Consider the following 19,091-nt stretch of genomic DNA (forward strand, 5'->3'; position numbering starts at 1 on the left):
CGGGGCGCCCCGCGGCCCCTACCGGGACACCCGCAGGCTGCGGACGTCGAGCTGGCGCAGCACCCGGTCGACGATCTCCGGGTCGTAGCCGGGCTCGCTGCGCGCCGCGAGGACCTCGTGCCGGGCTGCTGAGAGCATGTCCCGCTGGACGCGTTCGAGGGTCCTGATGCGGCTCACCCGCGCGGTGTGCCGGTCGCGCTTGTCGTCGTCGACGATGTCGGGGCAGATCCGTGCCCCGACGTCGAAGGCGCGGCGGTGCAGGAGTTCGGAGACCTCCTCGGGGAAGCTCTCGGTCGCCTCGACCTCCTTCAGCCGCTGCTTGGCCGCCGCCATGGCGCGCAGCGCGAGCAGCATCTCCATGTCGTGCTCGATCTGGGTGTCGCTGCTGACCCCGAGCCGTTTGACGACCCACGGCAGGGTGAGGCCCTGCAGGACCAGGGTGGTCAGGACGACGGAGAACGCGATGAAGAGGATCTCGTCGCGGGCCGGGAAGGCGTCGCCGTTGTCGATGGTGTGCGGGATGGCCAGGGCCAGGGCGACGGACGCCACGCCGCGCATACCGGACCACCACATGACGACGGTCTCCCGCCCGCTCATGGGGATGTCCTCGTCCAGGTCGCGCTTCTTGTGCAGCCGTCTGGCCAGGACGGCCGCGGGCATCAGGTACGCGAGCCGGACGATGATCACGGCGCCGACGACGAGTGCCGCGTGGCCGACCATCGTCCCCCAGCGGCCGGCCCCGACACCGAAGACGTTGTGCAGCTCCAGGCCGATGAGGCCGAAGGCGACGCCGGTGACCAGGGTGTCGACGACCTCCCAGAAGGTGGCGCCGACCAGGCGCCCCGTCACGTCGTCGGCGTCCACGGCGTGCTCGGCCAGGAAGAGCGCCGTGGTGAGCACGGCGAGGACGCCCGAGCCGTGGGCCTCGTCGGCGATGGCGTACGCCGCGAAGGGGACCAGCAGCGACAGCCCGATCTGGAGGGTCGGGTCGCCGACGACCCCCATCAGCTTGGAGGCCATCCAGCCCAGGGCGAAGCCGACCACGACCGCGACGACCGCCGACAGCAGCAACTCGCCGAGCGCCTCGGGCCAGGAGAAGGAGCCGGTGACGGCAGCGGCGACGGCCACGTTGTAGACCACGATCGCGGTGACGTCGTTGAACAGCCCCTCGCCCTCCAGGGTGGAGATCATGCGCCGGGGCAGGCCGAGCCGTCCCGCCACGGCGGTGGCCGCCACGGGGTCCGGAGGGGCGACGAGCGCGCCGAGCGCGACGGCGCCGGCCAGGGAGATCCCGGGGACGACGGCGTTCGCGATGCCGCCCACGGCCGCCGTCGTGATGAGCACCAGGGCGACGGCGAGCAGGAAGATCGCCCTCTTGTTGGCGGCGAACTGCCGCCACGAGGTGCGCTGCACAGAGGCGTAGAGCAGCGGCGGCAGCACGAGCGGCAGAATGAGCGCCGGATTGATCTGTACGTTGGGCACGAACGGCAGCAGTGCCAGGACGACCCCGAGCAGTGTCATGAGAACGGGCGACGGCAGCCCCAGCCGGTCGCCCAGCGGCACCATGATGATGGCCGCGAGCATCAGGGCGAAGAACAGCGCGAGTTGATCCACGCCCCTAGCGTGACATGTCCGCGGAGCCCACCCGGGTCAGCGCGTCACAGCGCGCGCCTCATGGAGCGGTGGGCGATGCCCGCCTCCTCGTACTCCTCACCGAAGGACTCGTAGCCCAGGCGCTCGTAGAAGCCGAGCGCGTGGACCTGCGCGTGCAGTTCGACGACGCGCAGTCCCAGCAGCCGGGCCTGCTCCTCCACGGCCCGCACCAGTGCCGCCCCCACGCCCAGCCCGCGGGCCTTGGAGAGCACCGCGAGACGGCCCAGGACGCCGATGCCGTCCGCGCCGGGGAGCAGGCGGCTGGCGCCCAGCGCGCCGTCGGGACCGATCGCCATCACATGGACCGCGGTCGCGTCGAGTTCGTCGTACTCGAGGTCGGCGGGCACCTTCTGCTCCAGCACGAAGACGTCGTGCCGCACGGCGAAGTACGCCTTCAGGTCGTCGGGGCCCTCGGGCACCCGGATCGTGTACGCCTCAGGCACTGTCGCCCCGCACGATGTCGAGGGCGTGCTGGAGGTCCTCGGGGTAGTCGCTCTCGAACTCGACCCAGCGGCCGTCACCAGGGTGCGTGAAGCCCAGGCGCACGGCGTGCAGCCACTGGCGTCCGAGCTCCAGGCGTTTGGCGATCGTCGGGTCGGCGCCGTAGGTGAGGTCGCCGACACAGGGGTGGCGGTGCGCGGCCATGTGCACGCGGATCTGGTGGGTGCGGCCGGTCTCCAGCTTGATGTCCAGCAGCGAGGCCGCGCGGAACGCCTCGACCAGGTCGTAGTGCGTGATGCTGGGCTTGCCGTCCGCGGTGACGGCCCACTTGTAGTCGTGGGTGGGGTGGCGGCCGATCGGCGCGTCAATGGTGCCGCTGAGCGGGTCGGGGTGGCCCTGGACGAGCGCGTGGTAGCGCTTGTCGACGGTCCGCTCGCGGAACTGCTGCTTGAGGTCGCTGTAGGCGATCTCCGACTTGGCCACGGCCATGAGCCCGGAGGTGCCGACGTCCAGCCGGTGCACGATGCCCTGGCGCTCGGCGGCGCCGGAGGTGGAGATCCGGTAGCCGGCCGCGGCCAGGCCGCCGATGACGGTGGTGCCGGTCCAGCCGGGGCTGGGGTGCGCCGCGACGCCGACCGGCTTGTCGATGACGACCACGTGCTCGTCGTCGTGGACGATGCGCATGCCCGGCACCGGCTCCGCGACGATCTCCACGGGCCGCGGCGGGGCGGGCAGCTCGACCTCCAGCCAGGCGCCGCCGGAGACGCGGTCGGATTTCCCGGCGGTGCTGCCGTCGATCGTCACCTTCCCCGCCGCCGCCAGCTCGGCGGCCTTGGTCCGGGAAAATCCGAACATACGGGCGATGGCGGCGTCGACACGCTCGCCTTCGAGACCGTCGGGAACAGGGAGGGACCGAACTTCGGCAGACATACTCACCTGGTCGAGTATGCCGGATGGGTGACCGGTGCTTCCCCGCTCACACGTTCCGGCCGCTCCCGGCGGCCGGACAGAACGCGTCAGTCCTTGTGGACGGTGCCGTCCGGGTCGAGGCCGCGGAAGGACAGCAGGACGATCAGGATGCCGCCGCAGACGATCGCCGAGTCGGCGAGATTGAAGACGGCGAAGTGGGCGGGGGCGACGAAGTCGACCACGTGCCCCTGCAGGAAGCCCGGTGCCCGGAACACCCGGTCGGTGAGGTTGCCGAAGGCGCCGCCGAGCAGCAGCCCGAGCGCGATCGCCCACGGCACGCTGTGCAGCTTCCGCGCGATGCGGGCGATCACCACGATCACCGTGACCGCGATCACGGTGAAGACGATCGTCATGCCCTGCCCGAAGCCGAAGGCCGCGCCCGCGTTGCGGACCGCCTCCAGGCGCAGGTAGGAGCCGATCAGGTCGATCGGCTCATGCCCCTCCAGGCGGGTCACCACCCAGATCTTGGAGAGCAGGTCCAGGGCGTACGCCAGCGCCGCCACGCCGAGCAGCACCGCGATGCGCCGCGGTCCCTTGGGGACGGTCACGTCCGTGCCGCCGGTCGGCTCGTCCGCCGTGTCCGTCGCCGTCTCCTGTGCCTTCGCCATGTGAGTCCTTCAGCCCCGATGTCCCGGCCAGGCCTGATCCTGACGCTGACGAGGTTACGGCACACACGTCCGAACAGCGGGGGCGGCCGGGCGCGGCCCCCGCGAAAACTCAGTAGCGGCGCTCCTGCCGCTGCTTGCAGTCGACGCAGAGCGTGGCCCTGGGGAAGGCCTGCATGCGCGCCTTGCCGATGGGCGTGCCGCAGGACTCGCACAGCCCGTACGTACCGGAGTCGAGCCGTTCCAGTGCGTGCTCGGACTGGGCGAGCATCTCGCGGGCGTTGGCGGTGAGCGCCATCTCGTGCTCGCGGGTGATGTTCTTGGTGCCGGTGTCGGCCTGGTCGTCCCCCGCACCGTCGCCGGAGTCGCGCAGCAGGCCGGTGATGGCGTCCTCCGAGGTCGTGATCTCCGTCCGCAACCGGTCCATCTCGGTCAGCAGCTCGGCGCGCGCCGCGTCCACCTCTTCGGCGGACCAGGGCTCCTCGTCGGGCCGGACCGCCAGGTCGCCCGGGGCCACGACGCCGGTCGGCCGGGCGATGCGCGCCGTGGGCACCGCGGAGGCGGATCCCCCTGATGCGGCCGTACCGGCCGCGGTCTTCTTCGCTACCACCTTCTTGGCTCCCTTTTTCGTGGCCTTCGCGGTCGTGCCGGCGTTCGCCGGCACGGACTTCTCGGCGGGCTCGGCCGTGCGGCCCGCCTTCACGGTCTTCTTCGGCGGGGCGGCCTTCTTGGCCGCCGGCGCCTTCTCCGCCGCGGGGGCGGTCTTCTTCGCCGGGGGCGCGGTCTTGCGCGCCGCGCGTCCCGCCGTCGTACCGGCCTTGCCCGACTGGCCCTTGGTGCGTGCGGGCGCCGTCGTCGTGGTCTTGTCAGCCTCCGCCACGGCAGCTCTCTTCCCTGCGGCCTGAGCCGCGGTCTTCCGCGCGCCATCCGCGGTCTGCTTGACGGCACCCGCCGCCTTCTTGGCGGGCGGCCTCACGGACGCCCCCTTCGAGGATGCCGCCTTTGTGACGGATTTCGCTTTTCCGGAGGACGCCGCTTTCTTGGCCGGTGGCTTCACGGGGCTCTTGGCCGACGTCTTCGCGGGCGCCTCCACAAGGGCCGGCGCCTTCGAGGACGGCGCCTTGGTGCGGGATTCCGAGGACGCCGCCTTGCCGGACTTCCCGGCCCTGCCCGCCTTCCCGGCCGCGGCGGCCTTGCTGCGTGCGGGCGCGGAAGGGGCGGGGCGTTTCGACGCGGCCTTGGGCGCGGTCTTACCGCGGTCCGCGGGAGTGCCCGCGGATGCCGTCTTCTTCGCCGTCGCCTTCTTCGTGGCGGTGGTCTTCTTCCCCACCATGGTCGCGGCCCCTTCACACATTGTGATCTTGCTCGCGAATCGTGCCGGAACGATAAATCGGCTCCGGACCCGCGGCAACGGGGCACGCCGCCGGATTCGCCCGCCTTGCCCGGCCGGGAGGCAGGTCTGCATGCGTTGTGCCCAGCTCTCCGCCAGGTATTCCGGTACCAACCGGTAACGAGGTGCGCACCGGGCCATTCGGGTCACTCCCGCCCCGCGGAAAACCCGGCCGACACGGCGACCCCCGGCCCCGTACACTGGGCGGAGCGAAAGGCGTGGAAGGGGACGAGTAGCGCCGCACGCAGCCCATAGCGACCCGGGGGCGGTGGAAGCCCGGGGGTGTGCGCGACGTGAAGATCACCCCGGAGCCGCCGGAAGAAAGCCCGTGAGGGCGAGTAGACCCGGCAGCGCGACCCCAATGAGGGGGCTGCGGAACGACCCCGCGAGGGGCCCGCCCGCCGCCAAGGAGGGTGGTACCGCGGGACCGGCGCAGCAGCCGGCTCTCGTCCCTCCGACGGAATACGCACGCACCAATGACGTGTCCGCCGGAGGCAGAATCCGATGACGCAGTACCGCCAGGTCCCCGCCCAGGTCGACCTGCCCGCGCTGGAGCACGAAGTGCTCGCGTTCTGGCAGGACAACAAGGTCTTCGCCCGTTCGCTGGAGCAGACCCGGGGCAAGCCGGAATGGGTCTTCTACGAGGGCCCCCCGACCGCCAACGGCATGCCCGGCGCGCACCACATCGAGGCCCGCGTCTTCAAGGACGTCTTCCCCCGCTTCAAGACCATGCAGGGCCACCACGTGACCCGCAAGGCCGGCTGGGACTGCCACGGCCTCCCGGTGGAGCTCGCCGTCGAGAAGGAGCTCGGCTTCACCGGCAAGAAGGACATCGAGGCGTACGGCATCGCCGAGTTCAACGCCAAGTGCCGGGAGTCCGTGACCCGCCACACGGACGCCTTCGCCGAGTTGACGACCCGTATGGGCTACTGGGTCGACCTCGACGAGGCCTACCGCACGATGGACCCCGAGTACATCGAGTCCGTCTGGTGGTCGCTGAAGCAGATCTTCGACAAGGGCCTGCTCGTCCAGGACCACCGCGTGGCGCCCTGGTGCCCGCGCTGCGGCACCGGCCTGTCCGACCACGAACTCGCCCAGGGCTACGAGACCGTGGTCGACCCCTCGGTGTTCGTGCGCTTCCCGCTCACGTCCGGCCCGCTGGCCGGCGACGCCGCGCTCCTGGTGTGGACGACCACGCCCTGGACGCTGGTGTCCAACACCGCCGTCGCGGCCCACCCCGACGTCACCTACGTCGTCGCGACCGACGGCACGGAGAGGCTGGTCGTCGCCGAACCGCTGCTCGGCAAGGCGCTCGGGGAGGGCTGGGAGGCCACCGGGCAGTCCTTCACCGGCCGTGAGATGGAGCGCTGGACGTACGACCGGCCCTTCGACCTCGTGGAGATCGAGGGCGCCCACTTCGTCGTCAACGCCGAGTACGTGACGACCGAGGACGGCACCGGTCTGGTCCACCAGTCGCCGGCGTTCGGTGAGGACGACCTCAAGACCTGCCGCGCCTACGGCCTGCCGGTGGTCAACCCGGTGCGTCCCGACGGCACCTTCGAGGAGGAACTGGACCTCGTCGGCGGCCAGTTCTTCAAGAAGGCCGACGAGGCCCTGGTGGCCGACCTCCAGGAGCGCGGCCTGCTCTTCCGGCACCTGCCGTACGAGCACAGCTACCCGCACTGCTGGCGCTGCCACACCGCGCTGCTCTACTACGCGCAGCCGTCCTGGTACATCCGCACGACCGCGGTCAAGGACGCCCTGCTGCGCGAGAACGAGCGCACCAACTGGTACCCCGAGGCGGTCAAGCACGGCCGCTTCGGCGACTGGCTGAACAACAACATCGACTGGGCGCTGTCCCGGAACCGCTACTGGGGCACCCCGCTGCCCATCTGGCGCTGCGCGGAGGGCCACCTCACCTGCGTCGGCTCGCTGGCCGAGCTGTCGGACCTGACCGGCACCGACCAGACCGGCCTCGACCCGCACCGGCCCTTCATCGACGACGTCACCTTCGCCTGCCCGCAGTGCTCGGCCCCCTGCGAGCGCGTTCCCGAGGTCATCGACGCCTGGTACGACTCGGGCTCCATGCCGTTCGCGCAGTGGGGCTACCCGTACCGCAACAAGGAGGTCTTCGAGGGCGCGTACCCCGCGCAGTTCATCTCCGAGGCGATCGACCAGACCCGCGGCTGGTTCTACACGCTGATGGCGGTCGGCACCCTGGTCTTCGACCGGAACGCCTACGAGAACGTGGTCTGCCTGGGCCACATCCTCGCCGAGGACGGCCGGAAGATGTCCAAGCACCTGGGCAACATCCTGCAGCCGATCCCGCTCATGGACCAGCACGGCGCCGACGCCGTGCGCTGGTTCATGGCGGCCGGCGGCTCGCCCTGGGCGGCTCGGCGGGTCGGCCACGGCACCATCCAGGAGGTCGTCCGCAAGACGCTGCTGACCTACTGGAACACCGTCGCCTTCCAGGCGCTGTACGCCCGCACCGCCGGCTGGGCCCCCGGCGACGCCGACCCGGCACCCGCCGACCGCCCGCTGCTGGACCGCTGGCTGCTCGGTGAACTCGGCACCCTGGTGCGGGATGTCACCGGCGCGCTGGAGTCGTACGACACCCAGCGGGCCGGCAAGCTGCTCTCCTCCTTCGTGGACGACCTGTCCAACTGGTACGTCCGCCGCTCCCGTCGCCGCTTCTGGCAGGGCGACCGGGCGGCGCTGCGCACCCTGCACGACGTCGTGGAGACCGTGACCCGGCTGATGGCGCCCCTGGTGCCGTTCATCACCGAGCGCGTCTGGCAGGACCTGGTCGTCCCGGTCACCCCGGGGGCACCGGAGTCCGTGCACCTGACGAGCTGGCCGACGGTGGACGAGGCGCTCGTCGACCCCGCCCTGTCCGAGCAGATGGCCCTCGTGCGGCGCCTGGTGGAACTGGGCCGGGCCACCCGGGCGGAATCCGGGGTCAAGACCCGTCAGCCGCTCTCGCGGGCGCTGGTGGCCGCGGCGGGCTTCGAGTCGCTGGGCGAGGAGCTGCGGGCGCAGATCGCGGAGGAGCTGAACGTCGGCTCCCTGGCGTCGCTCAGCGAGGTCGGCGGCTCCCTGGTCGACACCACCGCCAAGGCCAACTTCCGCGCGCTGGGCAAGCGCTTCGGCAAGGGCGTCCAGGCGGTCGCCAAGGCCATCGCGGAGTGCGAGGCGGCGGAGCTCTCGCTCGGCCTGCGCGAGGGCACCGCCACCGTCGTGGTGGACGGCGAGCCGGTCGCCCTCTCGGCCGAGGAAGTGATCATCACCGAGACCCCGCGCGAGGGCTGGTCGGTCGCCTCCGACTCCGGCGCGACCGTCGCGCTGGACCTGGAGGTCACCCCGCAGCTGCGGCGCGCGGGACTGGCCCGTGACGTGATCCGGCTTGTCCAGGAGGCCCGCAAGAACAGCGGCCTGGACGTCGCGGACCGCATCGCGCTGCGCTGGGCCGCCGCCGACGCGGAGCTGGTCTCGGCGCTGGAGGAGCACGCGGGGCTCGTCGCGGACGAGGTCCTCGCGACGGACTTCGCCTCCGGCGGGCCCGAGGACGGCTACGGGCCCGCCTTCATCGACGAGGCCCTCGGCCTCACCTTCCACCTGCGCAAGCGGTGATCGCCGGCCGGAAGCCCGGCGGGCCCTTTTAGCCCATCCGGGTACCGCGAAGGCCGAGCCGCCCCCGTCCACGTCACCGTGGGCGGGGGCGGCTTCCTTGTGCGGCGGACGTCCCCGGGCAGGGCTTCCGGAGACGCAAAAGGGCCGGGCCCCCGAGGGAAGCGATTCCCTGGGGGCCCGGCCCTGTGTGGTGCCGTGGTGCGCGCCGCGCGAGCGCCGGAGCGGCTCTTGGCGACTAGTTGTCGTCCTCGTCGATGAGGAACCCGCGCATCGGCGTGGGCGCCTGCTGCAGCGGCGCCGGCCCCTGCGGCCGGACCGGTGCCATCGGCTGGGTCATGGCCGGGGACATCTGCTGCTGGCCGCCGTAGGTGGGGTTCGGGCCACCGTGGCCGCCCATGCCCTGGCCGCCGTAGCTCTGGCCGCCGCCCATGGTGCCGGCACCGGCCGTGGCCATGCCGCCGCCCATGGTGCCGCCACCCATACCGCCGCCCATGCCGCCGGAACCGGAGGACAGGGAGGGGGCCGCGGAGGTCCGCGGCGGGGCGAGCGAGTCGTCTGCCTGGTTCTCCAGCTGGCGCAGCTGGCTCTCCAGGTAGGACTTCAGGCGCGTGCGGTACTCGCGCTCGAAGCCGCGCAGGTCCTCGACCTTGCGCTCCAGCGTGGCACGGGCGGACTCCAGGGAGCCCATGGCCACGCGGTGCTTCTCCTGCGCGTCCCGCTCGAGCGCGTCCGCCTTGGCGCGGGCGTCGCGCTCCAGACCCTCGGCGCGGCTGCGGGCCTCGCCGACGATCTTGTTGGCCTCGGCGCGCGCCTCGGCGATCGCCTGGTCGGCCGTCTGCTGGGCGAGCGAGAGCACACGGGCGGCACTGTCGCCGCCGGGGCCCTGCTGCTGCATCGGGTGCTGGCCCTGCATCGGACCCTGCTGCTGCATGGGGTGCTGGCCCATGTGGCCGGGGCCCTGCTGCTGCATCGGGTGCTGGCCCTGCATCGGGCCCTGCTGCTGCATGGGGTGGCCGCCCTGCATGGGGCCGCCCTGCTGCTGCATGGGGTGCTGCCCCATGTGGCCCTGCTGAGCGCTGGGCCCGGCGGGCAGGGCGAGGCCACTGCCGGGTCCCTGGGGGCCGCCCATCTGCTGCGGCGGCACCGGCTGCGGTCCGGATATGGCGGCGGGCACGGGGGCCCCGGGGCCGCCACGGCCGTCCTGCGGCTCGGGCTTGCGCATACCCTGCTGCTGGTTCTGGGCGGCAGCGCGGGTGGCCGCCGCCAGCTTCGCCCGCAGGTCCTCGTTCTCGCGCAGCAGCCTGGTCAGTTCCGCCTCGACCTCGTCGAGGAAGGCGTCCACCTCGTCCTCGTCATAGCCTTCTCGGAGGCGGACGGTCGTGAACTGCTTGTTCCGCACGTCCTCGGGGGTCAGTGGCATCTCTTCACCTCAACGTGATCGTCGACATATCGGGAGCCCGCATCGGTCATCTCAAGCCCCCCACGACGGTGAGCAGGATGTACACGATGATCATCAATACGAAGAAGGACAGGTCGAGCGCCACGCCCCCGAGACGCAGCGGCGGAATGAACCGCCGCAGAAGCTTGAGTGGCGGATCGGTGACAGTGTAGGTGGTCTCCAGGACGACCACCATGGGCTTCCCAGGCTGCCACGATCGGGCGAACTGGAAGACATAGTCCATCACCAACCGGAAGATCAGGACAAGCAGGAAGCACATCAACGCGATCCACAGCACCTGGAGTGCGATGTCCATCGCGCGTCCCTCTCCTCTGCCTGCTCTTGGGCCTCGCGGCCGGTTTCGTGCGGTTGCGTATCTCAGCTCTGATTGAAGAACCCGCCCTCGGCGATGCGGGCCTTGTCCTCCGCCGTGACATCGACGTTAGCAGGCGACAGCAGAAACACCTTCTGCGTCACCCGCTCGATGCTCCCGTGCAGCCCGAAGACCAGACCGGCGGCAAAGTCGACAAGTCGCTTTGCGTCCGTGTCGTCCATCTCCGTCAGATTCATGATCACCGGGGTGCCCTCGCGGAAGTGTTCCCCGATGGTACGGGCTTCGTTGTACGTCCGGGGGTGGAGTGTCGTGATCCGGTACGGCTCTCGTTCGGACACGACCTTAGGCATGATCACCGGTGCGTTCTTCTCCAGGCTATGGCGTTCTTGTGTGATGGATGCCACTGGGGCGATCCGCGGTTCCCGAGGGACCGGCGGGTGCACGAGGCGCGCCGGCTCTTCCGGTTGCGTCTGGTGCGGTGGCTGGTGGGACGGGTGCGGCTGGTGCGGCTGGTGCGACCGGCGGGGACGCTCCGGCTCCGGCTCGGGCTCGAACTCGTCGTCCGGGTCGAATCCCGGGCCGTCGTACCCGTCGTCCTCCACGAGGCCGAGGTAGACCGCCATCTTGCGCATCGCGCCGGCCATGCTCTGCGTCCTCTCAGCGGGGAAAGACCATATTTTTTGTGTGGTCCGACTTGGTTGGTGACGTTACCGGAGCCCGGTCCGGACTCCGAGTACCGCGCTACCGATGCGTACGTGTGTCGCACCTGCGGCAACGGCCTGTTCGAGATCCGCGCTCATCCCTGCCGAGACCATGTTCGCAGCAGGATGCATCTCGCGCAGGCAGGATGAGATTTCCGCCAGCCGGCCGAACGCGGCGCGGGGTTGACCCTCGTAGGCTCCGGCCAGCGGCGCTACCGTCATGAGGCCGTCAAGTCGCAGGCCCGGAGCGGCAGTCACCGCTTCGGCGATCCCTTCGACGGCATCCGGTGCGATTCCCCCGCGGGTACCCTGGGCCCCCGACTCGGCGTCCAGCGCGACCTGGACGAGGCAGCCCAGTTCACGGTCCGCCCGCGGCGACTTCATGACCGCGGCGGACAGCGCCTCGACCAGCCGGACCCGGTCCACCGAGTGCACGATGTCGGCGTAACCGACCACCGAGCGCACCTTGTTGGTCTGCAACTGGCCCACGAAGTGCCAGGTGAGCGGCAGGTCCGCGCAGGCCTCGGCCTTGGGCGCGGCATCCTGGTCGCGGTTCTCGGCGACCTCGCGGACGCCGAGTTCCGACAGGATCCGGACGTCACTGGCGGGATAGGTCTTGGTGACCACGATCAGGGTCACCTCGTCCCGGGCCCGGCCGGCCGCCGCGCACGCCGCGGCGATCCGCTGCTCGACCCGGGCGAGATTCGCCGCGAGTTCGGCCCGTCGTTCTTCCGTTCGGTCAGTCATTCCGTGCGTCGCTCACTGGTCGCCGTCCAGCCAGACATATCCGGCGAGCCGCCCGGTGGTGCGCTCGCGACGGTAGGAGAAGTGGTCGCCCGACTCCATGGTGCAGATATGTGATTTCTCACCCGTGGGAACGCCGAGGCGGGCGAGTTGGGCGTGCACTCCGGCGGCGACGTCCACGGAGGGGGTGCCCCAGCTGGTGGTGGCCCGGGCCTCGGGGACGGACGAAGCGACGTCCTCCCGCATCTGCTCGGGCACTTCGTAGCACGCGCCGCAGACCGACGGCCCGGTGACGGCGGTGATCCGCTCCGGCCGGGCGCCGAGTCCGACCATCGCCTCGACCGCCGCCGGGACGACCCCGGCGACCAGTCCCGGCCGGCCGGCGTGCGCCGCGGCGACGACTCCGGCCTCGGTGTCGGCCAGCAGCACCGGGACGCAGTCGGCGACCAGCACCGCGAGCGCGAGACCGGGCCGGGTGGTGACGATCGCGTCGACCTCCGGTACCCGGTGCTCACCCCACGGGGCGGCGACCACGGCGACGTCGTTGCCGTGCACCTGCTTCATCCAGACCACGTGCGCCGGGTCCAGGCCCAGTTCACGGGCGGCGAGGCCGCGGTTGGAGAGGACGGCGGCGGGGTCGTCGCCGACCGCACCGCCGAGATTGAGGCTGTCGTACGGAGCGGCGCTCACCCCACCCCACCTGTCGGTGAAGGCGAAGTGGGCGCCGCCCGGACGTGCGTGGTTGTGCGTTATCACCTGAGACTGTGCTTACTTGAGGAAGTCGGGGACGTCGAGCTCCTCGGCGCTGGTGTCCTGGTAGGGACGCGCCGGGGGGACCTGCGGGGCGGCCGGCTGGGCCGGGACCTCGGCCACCGGCTCGGGCTGGGCGGGCTCCTCGTCACGCTGGGTGACGCTGCCCAGACCGGCGAAGGCCGGACGCGAGGGCTCGGCCGGCGGGGTGGCCGGGCGGACCGGGGACGCCGTCGAGCCGCTGCTCTCGTCGCGGGAGCTGCCGTACGCGCCCAGCACCTTGTCCCGGTTGCTGCGGGTCGGGGGCTGGCCGCCGTCGAAGCCGGCCGCGATGACGGTGACCCGGACCTCGTCGCCCAGGGCGTCGTCGATGACGGCGCCGAAGATGATGTTGGCCTCGGGGTGCGCGGCCTCGCTGACCAGTTGGGCCGACTCGTTGATCTCGAACAGGCCGAGGTCGGAGCCGCCGGAGATGGACAGCAGCACGCCCCGGGCACCGTCGATGGACGCCTCCAGCAGCGGGGACGAGATGGCCATCTCCGCGGCCGCGACGGCGCGGTCGTCGCCGCGGGCCGAGCCGATGCCCATGAGGGCGGAACCCGCTTCGGACATCACGGACTTCACGTCGGCGAAGTCGAGGTTGATCAGGCCCGGTGTGGTGATCAGGTCGGTGATGCCCTGGACACCGGAGAGCAGCACCTGGTCGGCGGACCGGAAGGCGTCCAGCACGCTCACCTGGCGGTCCGAGATGGACAGCAACCGGTCGTTGGGGATCACGATGAGGGTGTCGACCTCGTCGCGCAGCTGGGCGATGCCGTCCTCGGCCTGGTTGGCGCGGCGGCGGCCCTCGAAGGTGAACGGGCGGGTGACCACCCCGATCGTGAGGGCGCCCAGCGAGCGGGCGATGTTGGCGACCACAGGCGCGCCACCGGTGCCGGTGCCGCCGCCCTCACCCGCGGTGACGAAGACCATGTCGGCGCCCTTGAGCACCTCTTCGATCTCCTCGCGGTGGTCCTCGGCGGCCTTGCGGCCGACATCCGGGTTGGCGCCGGCACCGAGGCCGCGCGTGAGTTCACGGCCGACGTCGAGTTTCACGTCGGCGTCGCTCATCAGCAGGGCCTGTGCATCGGTGTTGATCGCGATGAACTCGACGCCCTTGAGACCGACCTCGATCATCCGGTTGATGGCGTTGACGCCACCGCCGCCGATGCCGACGACCTTGATGACTGCGAGGTAGTTCTGCGGTGCTGCCACGTCGAAGGCCTCTCGCCTCGAGTTACGTATACCTGTGGGACGGTCGGGAGGTGCCGGCCGACCCGAACCCTAACCCTCAGGTTTAGGGTTACCAGTATGTCTGTCCCGCACGTTCTTTGGGACAGGACACTAAATCGACAAGCGGTTCGCGTTCAACGAACACGCCGAACCTCCCGTTTTTCTTTTGACCCTATGTGATCACGCAGGTGCCGGACCAACCAGGGTGTCGAACTGAAGGCTGAGACGTCAACCGTCCGATGCCGCAGGGGCTGTTGGGGCACTCACGTCGTAGAAGACCGCACCCTCTTCGACTTTCATCAGGGCCGCGAGCGCGAACGCCTTTTCCTCGCCCCGCTCCACGCTCCCCCACACCACGGTGCGGCCGCCCGCCAACTCCACCGAGATGTCGTCCCAGGAGCGCACTTCGATCAGACGGGCCTGCTGGTAGGCGGCTTTCGGGAGGTCGGCGGCGACCTGAACGGCCGCGGCGAGGAGGCGTTTTGTCCCGAAATGGCGAAAGCTCGCCGAGTCGCGGTCGGGGCTCAATTCGATGACGGGGACACCCTTGATGAGGTCGTGGATCTCCGCGAACCGTACGCCGTCGGCGTCCACTTCGATGAAGTTCCCGCCATCTTTCACCAGGGCGGCGGGAGTTCGCTCCGTCACTTTAAGAACGATCGTGTGCGGCCATGAACGTTCCACTGTCACATTCGCGATCCGCGGAAGACGTTCACGCAGCCGGCCGCCCACCGCTTCGGTGTCCACGGAGACCAACGGGTCGCCCAGCGGGACCTCGGCGGCGTCCCGCACTTCGTCGGGGCTCAGTACGTCCGTGCCGGTCACGCTGACGGACGTCGTCCGCAGCCAGGCCGAGCCGTACAGCGACCAGGCGGATGTGCCGGTCAGCAGGCCGGCGGCCGTGAGCGCCGCGAGCGCGATCACACGCCGGCGGCGGGCCGATCGCGGCGACGGCCGGATCTCGTCGTCGTCCTGGTCGGCGGCCGGCTCGGCGGTCGTCGGTACGGCCACGTTCGCCTCCGGGGTTTGGGGGTGGGTTCGTCCGCTGCGCAGCAGGCTAGCCGCCCCGCCCGGCTCTCCGGCGGGCGCACGCCGGTGGGTGGGCCGGGGCCCACCCACCGGGCTCAGCGACGACGGGCGGCGATCGCCTCGCGCACCATGCCGACGAGCAGCTCGTCGGCGTGCGGACGGCCGAATTCGGCCGCGGCGCGGGACATTTCATACAGTCGGTGCGGATCGGTCAGAACCGGCAGCACATGGCCCAGCACCCACTCGGCGGTGAGTTCCGCGTCGTCGACGATGACGCCGCCGCCGGCCTTGACCACCGGCTGGGCGTTGAGGCGCTGCTCGCCATTGCCGATCGGCAGCGGGACGTAGGCCGCGGGCAGGCCCACGGCGGACAGTTCTGCGACGGTCATGGCCCCGGCCCGGCAGAGCATCATGTCGGCGGCGGCGTAGGCCAGATCCATCCGGTCGAGGTAGGGCAACGGGATGTACTGCGGCATGCCGGGCATATTGTCGGCCAGCGGGAGTTCGTTCTTGGGGCCGACCGCGTGCAGGATCTGCACGCCGGACTGCTGCAGGCGCGGGGCGACGGAGGCGATCACCTCGTTGAGCCTGCGGGCGCCCTGGGAGCCGCCGGAGACCAGCAGCGTGGGCAGGGTCTGGTCGAGCCCGAACGCGGCCCGCGCCTCGGCGCGCATCGCGACGCGGTCCAGGGTGGCGATGGACCGGCGCAGCGGGATGCCGACGTAACGGGAGTGCCGGAGCTTGCTGTCGGGGGTGCTCACCGCGACGTAGTCGGTGTAGCGCGAGCCGATCTTGTTCGCCAGGCCGGGGCGGGCGTTGGCCTCGTGCACCACGATCGGCACACCCAGCCGCTTGGCGGCCAGGTAGCCGGGCAGCGCCACGTAACCGCCGAAGCCGACCAGAGCGTCCGCCTTGGTGCGCTCGAGGATCTGCTCCGCGGCCTTGATCGTGCCGCGCAGCCGCCCGGGTACGGTGATCAGCTCGGGGGTGGGCCTGCGCGGCAGCGGTACGGCGGGGATCAGGGCCAGCTCATAACCGCGCTCGGGCACGAGCCGGGTCTCCAGGCCCCGTTCCGTGCCCAGCGCGGTGATCCCCACGGTCGGGTCCTGCCTGCGCAGGGCATCGGCGAGCGCGAGCGCGGGCTCGATGTGGCCGGCGGTCCCCCCACCGGCGAGTACGACATGCACCGAAATTCACCGCTCCCTGGACGGCCGCCGTGTGACGAGCCGCCTCATTGTCCGTGTCATTGCCCCCGGCCAGTAGCCGGGCCCCCGCGCCTTGAGTGCCGCCCGCGCTCCGGGCTCACTCCTCGCGAAGGAGATGAGCAGCCCGATCGCGAACATGGTCGGCAGGAGGGCCGAGCCCCCGTAGGAGAACAGCGGGAGCGGGACGCCGGCGATCGGCAGCAGGCCGAGCACCGCACCGATGTTGACCACGAACTGCGCCGTGATCCACGTCGTCACCCCACCCGCGGCAAACCTGACGAAGGGGTCCTCCGTACGACCGGCCACGCGGATACCCGCATAGCCTAGAGCCGCGAAGAGGGCGAGCACCGACAGCGTCCCCGCCAGGCCCAGTTCCTCCCCGGTCACGGCGAAGATGAAGTCGGTGTGCGGTTCAGGCAGTTGGCCCCATTTCTCCACACTGGCACCGAGACCGGAACCGAACCATCCGCCGGAGGCCAGGGCGTAGATCCCGTGCACGGCCTGCCAGCAGCCGCCACTGGGAGTGACGTCGGTGGCGCCGATGCAGGCGAGCCGGCCCATCCGGTTGCCACTGGTCTTGATCAGCAGGAAGCCGATGACACCGGCCACCGCCAGCACCCCGGCGAACAGCCGGGTGGGGGCGCCGGCGATCCACAGCAGGCCGAACAGGATCGCGGTCAGGATGATCGCGGTGCCCATGTCGCCGCCGAGCATGATGAGGCCCAGCAGCAGGAAGGCGATCGGCACCAGCGGGATCAGCAGGTGCTTCCACTGGACGAGCAGCTTCTTGTCGTCCTTGCGGGCCAGCAGGTCGGCGCCCCACAGGACGAGGGCGAGCTTGCCGAACTCACTGGGCTGCAGCTGGAACGGGCCGCCCAGGTAGATCCAGTTCTGGTTGCCGTGCACCGACTGCCCTATCCCCGGCACCTGTACCAGCGCCATCAGGAAGACCGAGCCCACCAGCAGGGGGTACGCCAGCGCCCGGTGCAGCCGCACCGGGATCCGGGATCCGACGATGAGCAGCCCGGTGCCCAGCACGGCCGCGAAGAGCTGCTTGCGGAAGTAGTAGGTGGAGGGCAGCCCGTACTCCAGGGCCTTGATCTGGGAGGCGGAGAAGACCATCACCAGGCCGAGGACGGTGATCAGCAGACTGCTGCCGAGGATCACGTAGTAGGCGGTCAACGGGCGGTCCCAGGCCCGCTTGGCGCGGTCGAAGACCACCTTGGCGCCGCGCAGGGCGCTCCCCCGCGACGGGCCCCTCGGGGGGCGCGTGGCGGGTGGCCCCGCGCGTCCCGGCCGGGGCAGTGCCGCCGCCGGGCGCGCCGGGCGGGCGGGGGCGCCGAGCGCGTTGCGGGAACGAGAACCGGAGGCGCCACCGTGGTCGGCTGCCGTCATGTCCCCTCCTTGGTCGCGGTGCGTGCCGGAGCGGCCTGCGGCTACTGCCCGGTGCCGGGGGCCCGCAGGTCCCGTACGGCCTCCGCGAACGCGTCGCCGCGGACGTTGTAGTTCGCGAACATGTCCATCGAGGCACAGGCCGGGGCCAGGAGCACCGTGTCGCCGGGGCGGGCCAGGTCCCGCGCCGCGCGGACGGCGGCCGCCATCGCCCCAGTGTCGGTGCGGTCGAGGTCGACGACCGGGACCTCGGGGGCGTGTCGCGCGAGCGCTTCGCCGATGAGGGCCCGGTCGGCGCCGATCAGGACGACGCCGCGCAGCCGCTTGGCGGCGCCCGTGACGAGCTCGTCGAAGATGGCGCCCTTGGCGAGGCCGCCGGCGATCCAGACGATGTGCTCGTAGGCGGCCAGTGAGGCCTCGGCGGCGTGCGTGTTGGTGGCCTTGGAGTCGTCGATGTACGTGACGTCGTCGACCGTGCCGGCGTGCGCGATGCGGTGGGCGTCCGGGCGGAAGGCGCGCAGGCCGTCGCGGACGGCGGCCGGCGCGACACCGAAGGCGCGGGCCAGCGCGGCCGCGGCCAGCGCGTTGGCGATGTTGTGCGGGGCCGGCGGGTTCACGTCGGAGACCTCCGCCAGCTCCTGGGCGGTGGTGTGCCGCTCGGGGGCGAAGGCGCGGTCGACCAGGATGCCGTCCACGACGCCGAGTTCGGAGGGGCGGGGGCTGCCGAGGCCGAAGCCGATCGCGCGGCAGCCCTCCTCGACGTCGGCCTCGCGCACCAGGGCCTCGGTCGCGGGGTCGGCGAGGTTGTAGACGCAGGCGACCGTGTTGCCCTCGTAGATGCGGCCCTTGTCGGCGGCGTAGGCGGCCATGGAGCCGTGCCAGTCGAGGTGGTCCGGGGCGAGGTTGAGCACCGCCGCGGAGTGCGGGCGCACCGAGGGCGCCCAGTGCAGCTGGTAGCTGGACAGCTCGACCGCCAGCACGTCGTACGGCTCGTCGGAGAGCACGACGTCCAGGACGGGGGTGCCGATGTTCCCGACGGCCGCGGTGCGCAGGCCCGCGGCGCGCAGGATCGAGGCCAGCATCTGCACGGTCGTGGTCTTGCCGTTGGTGCCGGTGACCGCGAGCCAGGGGGCCGCCCCCGGGTCCCGCAGCCGCCAGGCCAGCTCCACGTCCCCCCAGACAGCGACTCCGGCCGCCGCGGCGGCGGTGAAGAGCTCACTGGTGGGCTTCCAGCCCGGGGAGGTGACGATGAGTTCGGTGCCCTCGGGCAGGGTGGCGCCGTCGCCGAGCCGCACGGCGACGCCGAGCGCCTCCAGAGCGGCGGCCTGCGCGCGGTGCCGCTCGCCGTCGCCGCCGTCCACCACGGTGACCCGCGCGCCCAGCGCGGCGAGCACCTCGGCGGCCGGGATCCCGGAGACCCCGAGCCCGGCCACCGTGACCCGGCGGCCCGGCAGCCCGAGCGCCCGGGCCGCCTCGACGGCGTGCGCGGGAAGCGTGCGCGGACCGCCGCGCGCGGCGCCGGATCCCTGCCCGGA

At 71.4% G+C, this 19,091-nt stretch carries 17 protein-coding genes; 2 read left to right on the plus strand and 15 right to left on the minus strand.

The window, feature by feature from the left end; all coding sequences use genetic code 11:
• Positions 1-18: 18 nt before the first annotated feature.
• The 5 genes from ACFYXS_RS23700 to ACFYXS_RS23720 all read right to left on the minus strand — a co-directional run bounded on the left by ACFYXS_RS23700 (position 19) and on the right by ACFYXS_RS23720 (position 4,548).
• Positions 19-1,614, minus strand: coding sequence for a Na+/H+ antiporter (locus ACFYXS_RS23700; protein WP_389251319.1), 1,596 nt, complete (start codon positions 1,612-1,614; stop codon positions 19-21).
• Between the two features lie 44 nt (positions 1,615-1,658).
• Positions 1,659-2,096, minus strand: a complete 438-nt coding sequence (locus ACFYXS_RS23705; protein WP_389251321.1) for a GNAT family N-acetyltransferase — start codon at positions 2,094-2,096, stop codon at positions 1,659-1,661.
• Entirely contained in the window at positions 2,089-3,024 is a 936-nt protein-coding gene (locus ACFYXS_RS23710) for an RluA family pseudouridine synthase (RefSeq protein ID WP_389251323.1), read from the minus strand. The genes ACFYXS_RS23705 and ACFYXS_RS23710 overlap by 8 nt, the downstream gene beginning before the upstream one ends.
• 86 nt (positions 3,025-3,110) lie before the next feature.
• Positions 3,111-3,671 (minus strand): signal peptidase II, encoded by a 561-nt coding sequence (gene lspA / locus ACFYXS_RS23715; RefSeq protein WP_389251325.1) that lies wholly within the window; start codon positions 3,669-3,671, stop codon positions 3,111-3,113.
• 109 nt (positions 3,672-3,780) lie between these two features.
• On the minus strand, positions 3,781-4,548 hold the full coding sequence (locus ACFYXS_RS23720; protein ID WP_389251327.1) for a TraR/DksA family transcriptional regulator: 768 nt from the start codon (positions 4,546-4,548) through the stop codon (positions 3,781-3,783).
• A gap of 58 nt (positions 4,549-4,606) precedes the next feature.
• On the opposite strand from ACFYXS_RS23720, the gene ACFYXS_RS23725 reads away from it, so the two are divergent.
• A complete protein-coding gene (locus ACFYXS_RS23725) occupies positions 4,607-5,179 on the plus strand; it encodes a hypothetical protein (RefSeq protein WP_389251329.1) in 573 nt (190 codons plus the stop codon).
• Positions 5,180-5,562: 383 nt separating this feature from the next.
• Positions 5,563-8,691 (plus strand): isoleucine--tRNA ligase, encoded by a 3,129-nt coding sequence (gene ileS / locus ACFYXS_RS23730; protein WP_389251331.1) that lies wholly within the window; start codon positions 5,563-5,565, stop codon positions 8,689-8,691.
• Positions 8,692-8,926: 235 nt separating this feature from the next.
• Here ileS and ACFYXS_RS23735 read toward each other — a convergent pair whose 3' ends face one another.
• From ACFYXS_RS23735 to murD, 10 genes are all read right to left on the minus strand, one after another.
• On the minus strand, positions 8,927-10,111 hold the full coding sequence (locus tag ACFYXS_RS23735; RefSeq protein WP_389251333.1) for a DivIVA domain-containing protein: 1,185 nt from the start codon (positions 10,109-10,111) through the stop codon (positions 8,927-8,929).
• A 46-nt stretch (positions 10,112-10,157) separates the two neighbouring features.
• Positions 10,158-10,445, minus strand: coding sequence for a YggT family protein (locus ACFYXS_RS23740; RefSeq protein WP_319661048.1), 288 nt, complete (start codon positions 10,443-10,445; stop codon positions 10,158-10,160).
• A 62-nt stretch (positions 10,446-10,507) separates the two neighbouring features.
• Positions 10,508-11,107, minus strand: a complete 600-nt coding sequence (locus tag ACFYXS_RS23745; RefSeq protein WP_360911931.1) for a cell division protein SepF — start codon at positions 11,105-11,107, stop codon at positions 10,508-10,510.
• A gap of 63 nt (positions 11,108-11,170) precedes the next feature.
• The gene (locus ACFYXS_RS23750) at positions 11,171-11,911 is read right to left on the minus strand and encodes a YggS family pyridoxal phosphate-dependent enzyme (protein ID WP_389251336.1); all 741 of its coding nucleotides are present in this window, start codon (positions 11,909-11,911) and stop codon (positions 11,171-11,173) included.
• Positions 11,912-11,923: 12 nt separating this feature from the next.
• Positions 11,924-12,661, minus strand: a complete 738-nt coding sequence (gene pgeF, locus ACFYXS_RS23755) for a peptidoglycan editing factor PgeF (RefSeq protein WP_389251676.1) — start codon at positions 12,659-12,661, stop codon at positions 11,924-11,926.
• A 15-nt stretch (positions 12,662-12,676) separates the two neighbouring features.
• Positions 12,677-13,912 carry a cell division protein FtsZ gene (gene ftsZ / locus ACFYXS_RS23760; protein ID WP_389251338.1) on the minus strand — a complete coding sequence of 412 codons (1,236 nt, stop codon included), beginning with the start codon at positions 13,910-13,912 and terminating at the stop codon, positions 12,677-12,679.
• A gap of 246 nt (positions 13,913-14,158) precedes the next feature.
• A complete protein-coding gene (locus tag ACFYXS_RS23765; RefSeq protein ID WP_389251678.1) occupies positions 14,159-14,941 on the minus strand; it encodes a cell division protein FtsQ/DivIB in 783 nt (260 codons plus the stop codon).
• A gap of 113 nt (positions 14,942-15,054) precedes the next feature.
• A complete protein-coding gene (gene murG / locus ACFYXS_RS23770) occupies positions 15,055-16,146 on the minus strand; it encodes an undecaprenyldiphospho-muramoylpentapeptide beta-N-acetylglucosaminyltransferase (RefSeq protein WP_389251340.1) in 1,092 nt (363 codons plus the stop codon).
• A 6-nt stretch (positions 16,147-16,152) separates the two neighbouring features.
• Positions 16,153-17,559: a putative lipid II flippase FtsW gene (ftsW, locus tag ACFYXS_RS23775; RefSeq protein WP_389251342.1), complete on the minus strand. Its 1,407-nt coding sequence runs from the start codon at positions 17,557-17,559 to the stop codon at positions 16,153-16,155.
• A 41-nt stretch (positions 17,560-17,600) separates the two neighbouring features.
• The gene (gene murD, locus ACFYXS_RS23780; protein WP_389251680.1) at positions 17,601-19,010 is read right to left on the minus strand and encodes a UDP-N-acetylmuramoyl-L-alanine--D-glutamate ligase; all 1,410 of its coding nucleotides are present in this window, start codon (positions 19,008-19,010) and stop codon (positions 17,601-17,603) included.
• Between the last annotated feature and the right edge of the window lie 81 nt (positions 19,011-19,091).

This window comes from Streptomyces sp. NPDC002574 (assembly GCF_042889545.1).
Taxonomy (GTDB): Bacteria; Actinomycetota; Actinomycetes; order Streptomycetales; family Streptomycetaceae; genus Actinacidiphila.

Excerpts from the sequence above, each read along its gene's own strand:
- ACFYXS_RS23735 (WP_389251333.1), bottom strand. The coding sequence starts at position 10,111 with ATGCCACTGACCCCCGAGGACGTGCGGAACAAGCAGTTCACGACCGTC.
- ACFYXS_RS23750 (WP_389251336.1), bottom strand. The coding sequence starts at position 11,911 with ATGACTGACCGAACGGAAGAACGACGGGCCGAACTCGCGGCGAATCTC.
- ACFYXS_RS23745 (WP_360911931.1), bottom strand. The coding sequence starts at position 11,107 with ATGGCCGGCGCGATGCGCAAGATGGCGGTCTACCTCGGCCTCGTGGAG.
- ileS (WP_389251331.1), top strand. The coding sequence starts at position 5,563 with ATGACGCAGTACCGCCAGGTCCCCGCCCAGGTCGACCTGCCCGCGCTG.
- lspA (WP_389251325.1), bottom strand. The coding sequence starts at position 3,671 with ATGGCGAAGGCACAGGAGACGGCGACGGACACGGCGGACGAGCCGACC.
- ftsW (WP_389251342.1), bottom strand. The coding sequence starts at position 17,559 with ATGACGGCAGCCGACCACGGTGGCGCCTCCGGTTCTCGTTCCCGCAAC.
- ACFYXS_RS23710 (WP_389251323.1), bottom strand. The coding sequence starts at position 3,024 with ATGTCTGCCGAAGTTCGGTCCCTCCCTGTTCCCGACGGTCTCGAAGGC.
- ACFYXS_RS23740 (WP_319661048.1), bottom strand. The coding sequence starts at position 10,445 with ATGGACATCGCACTCCAGGTGCTGTGGATCGCGTTGATGTGCTTCCTG.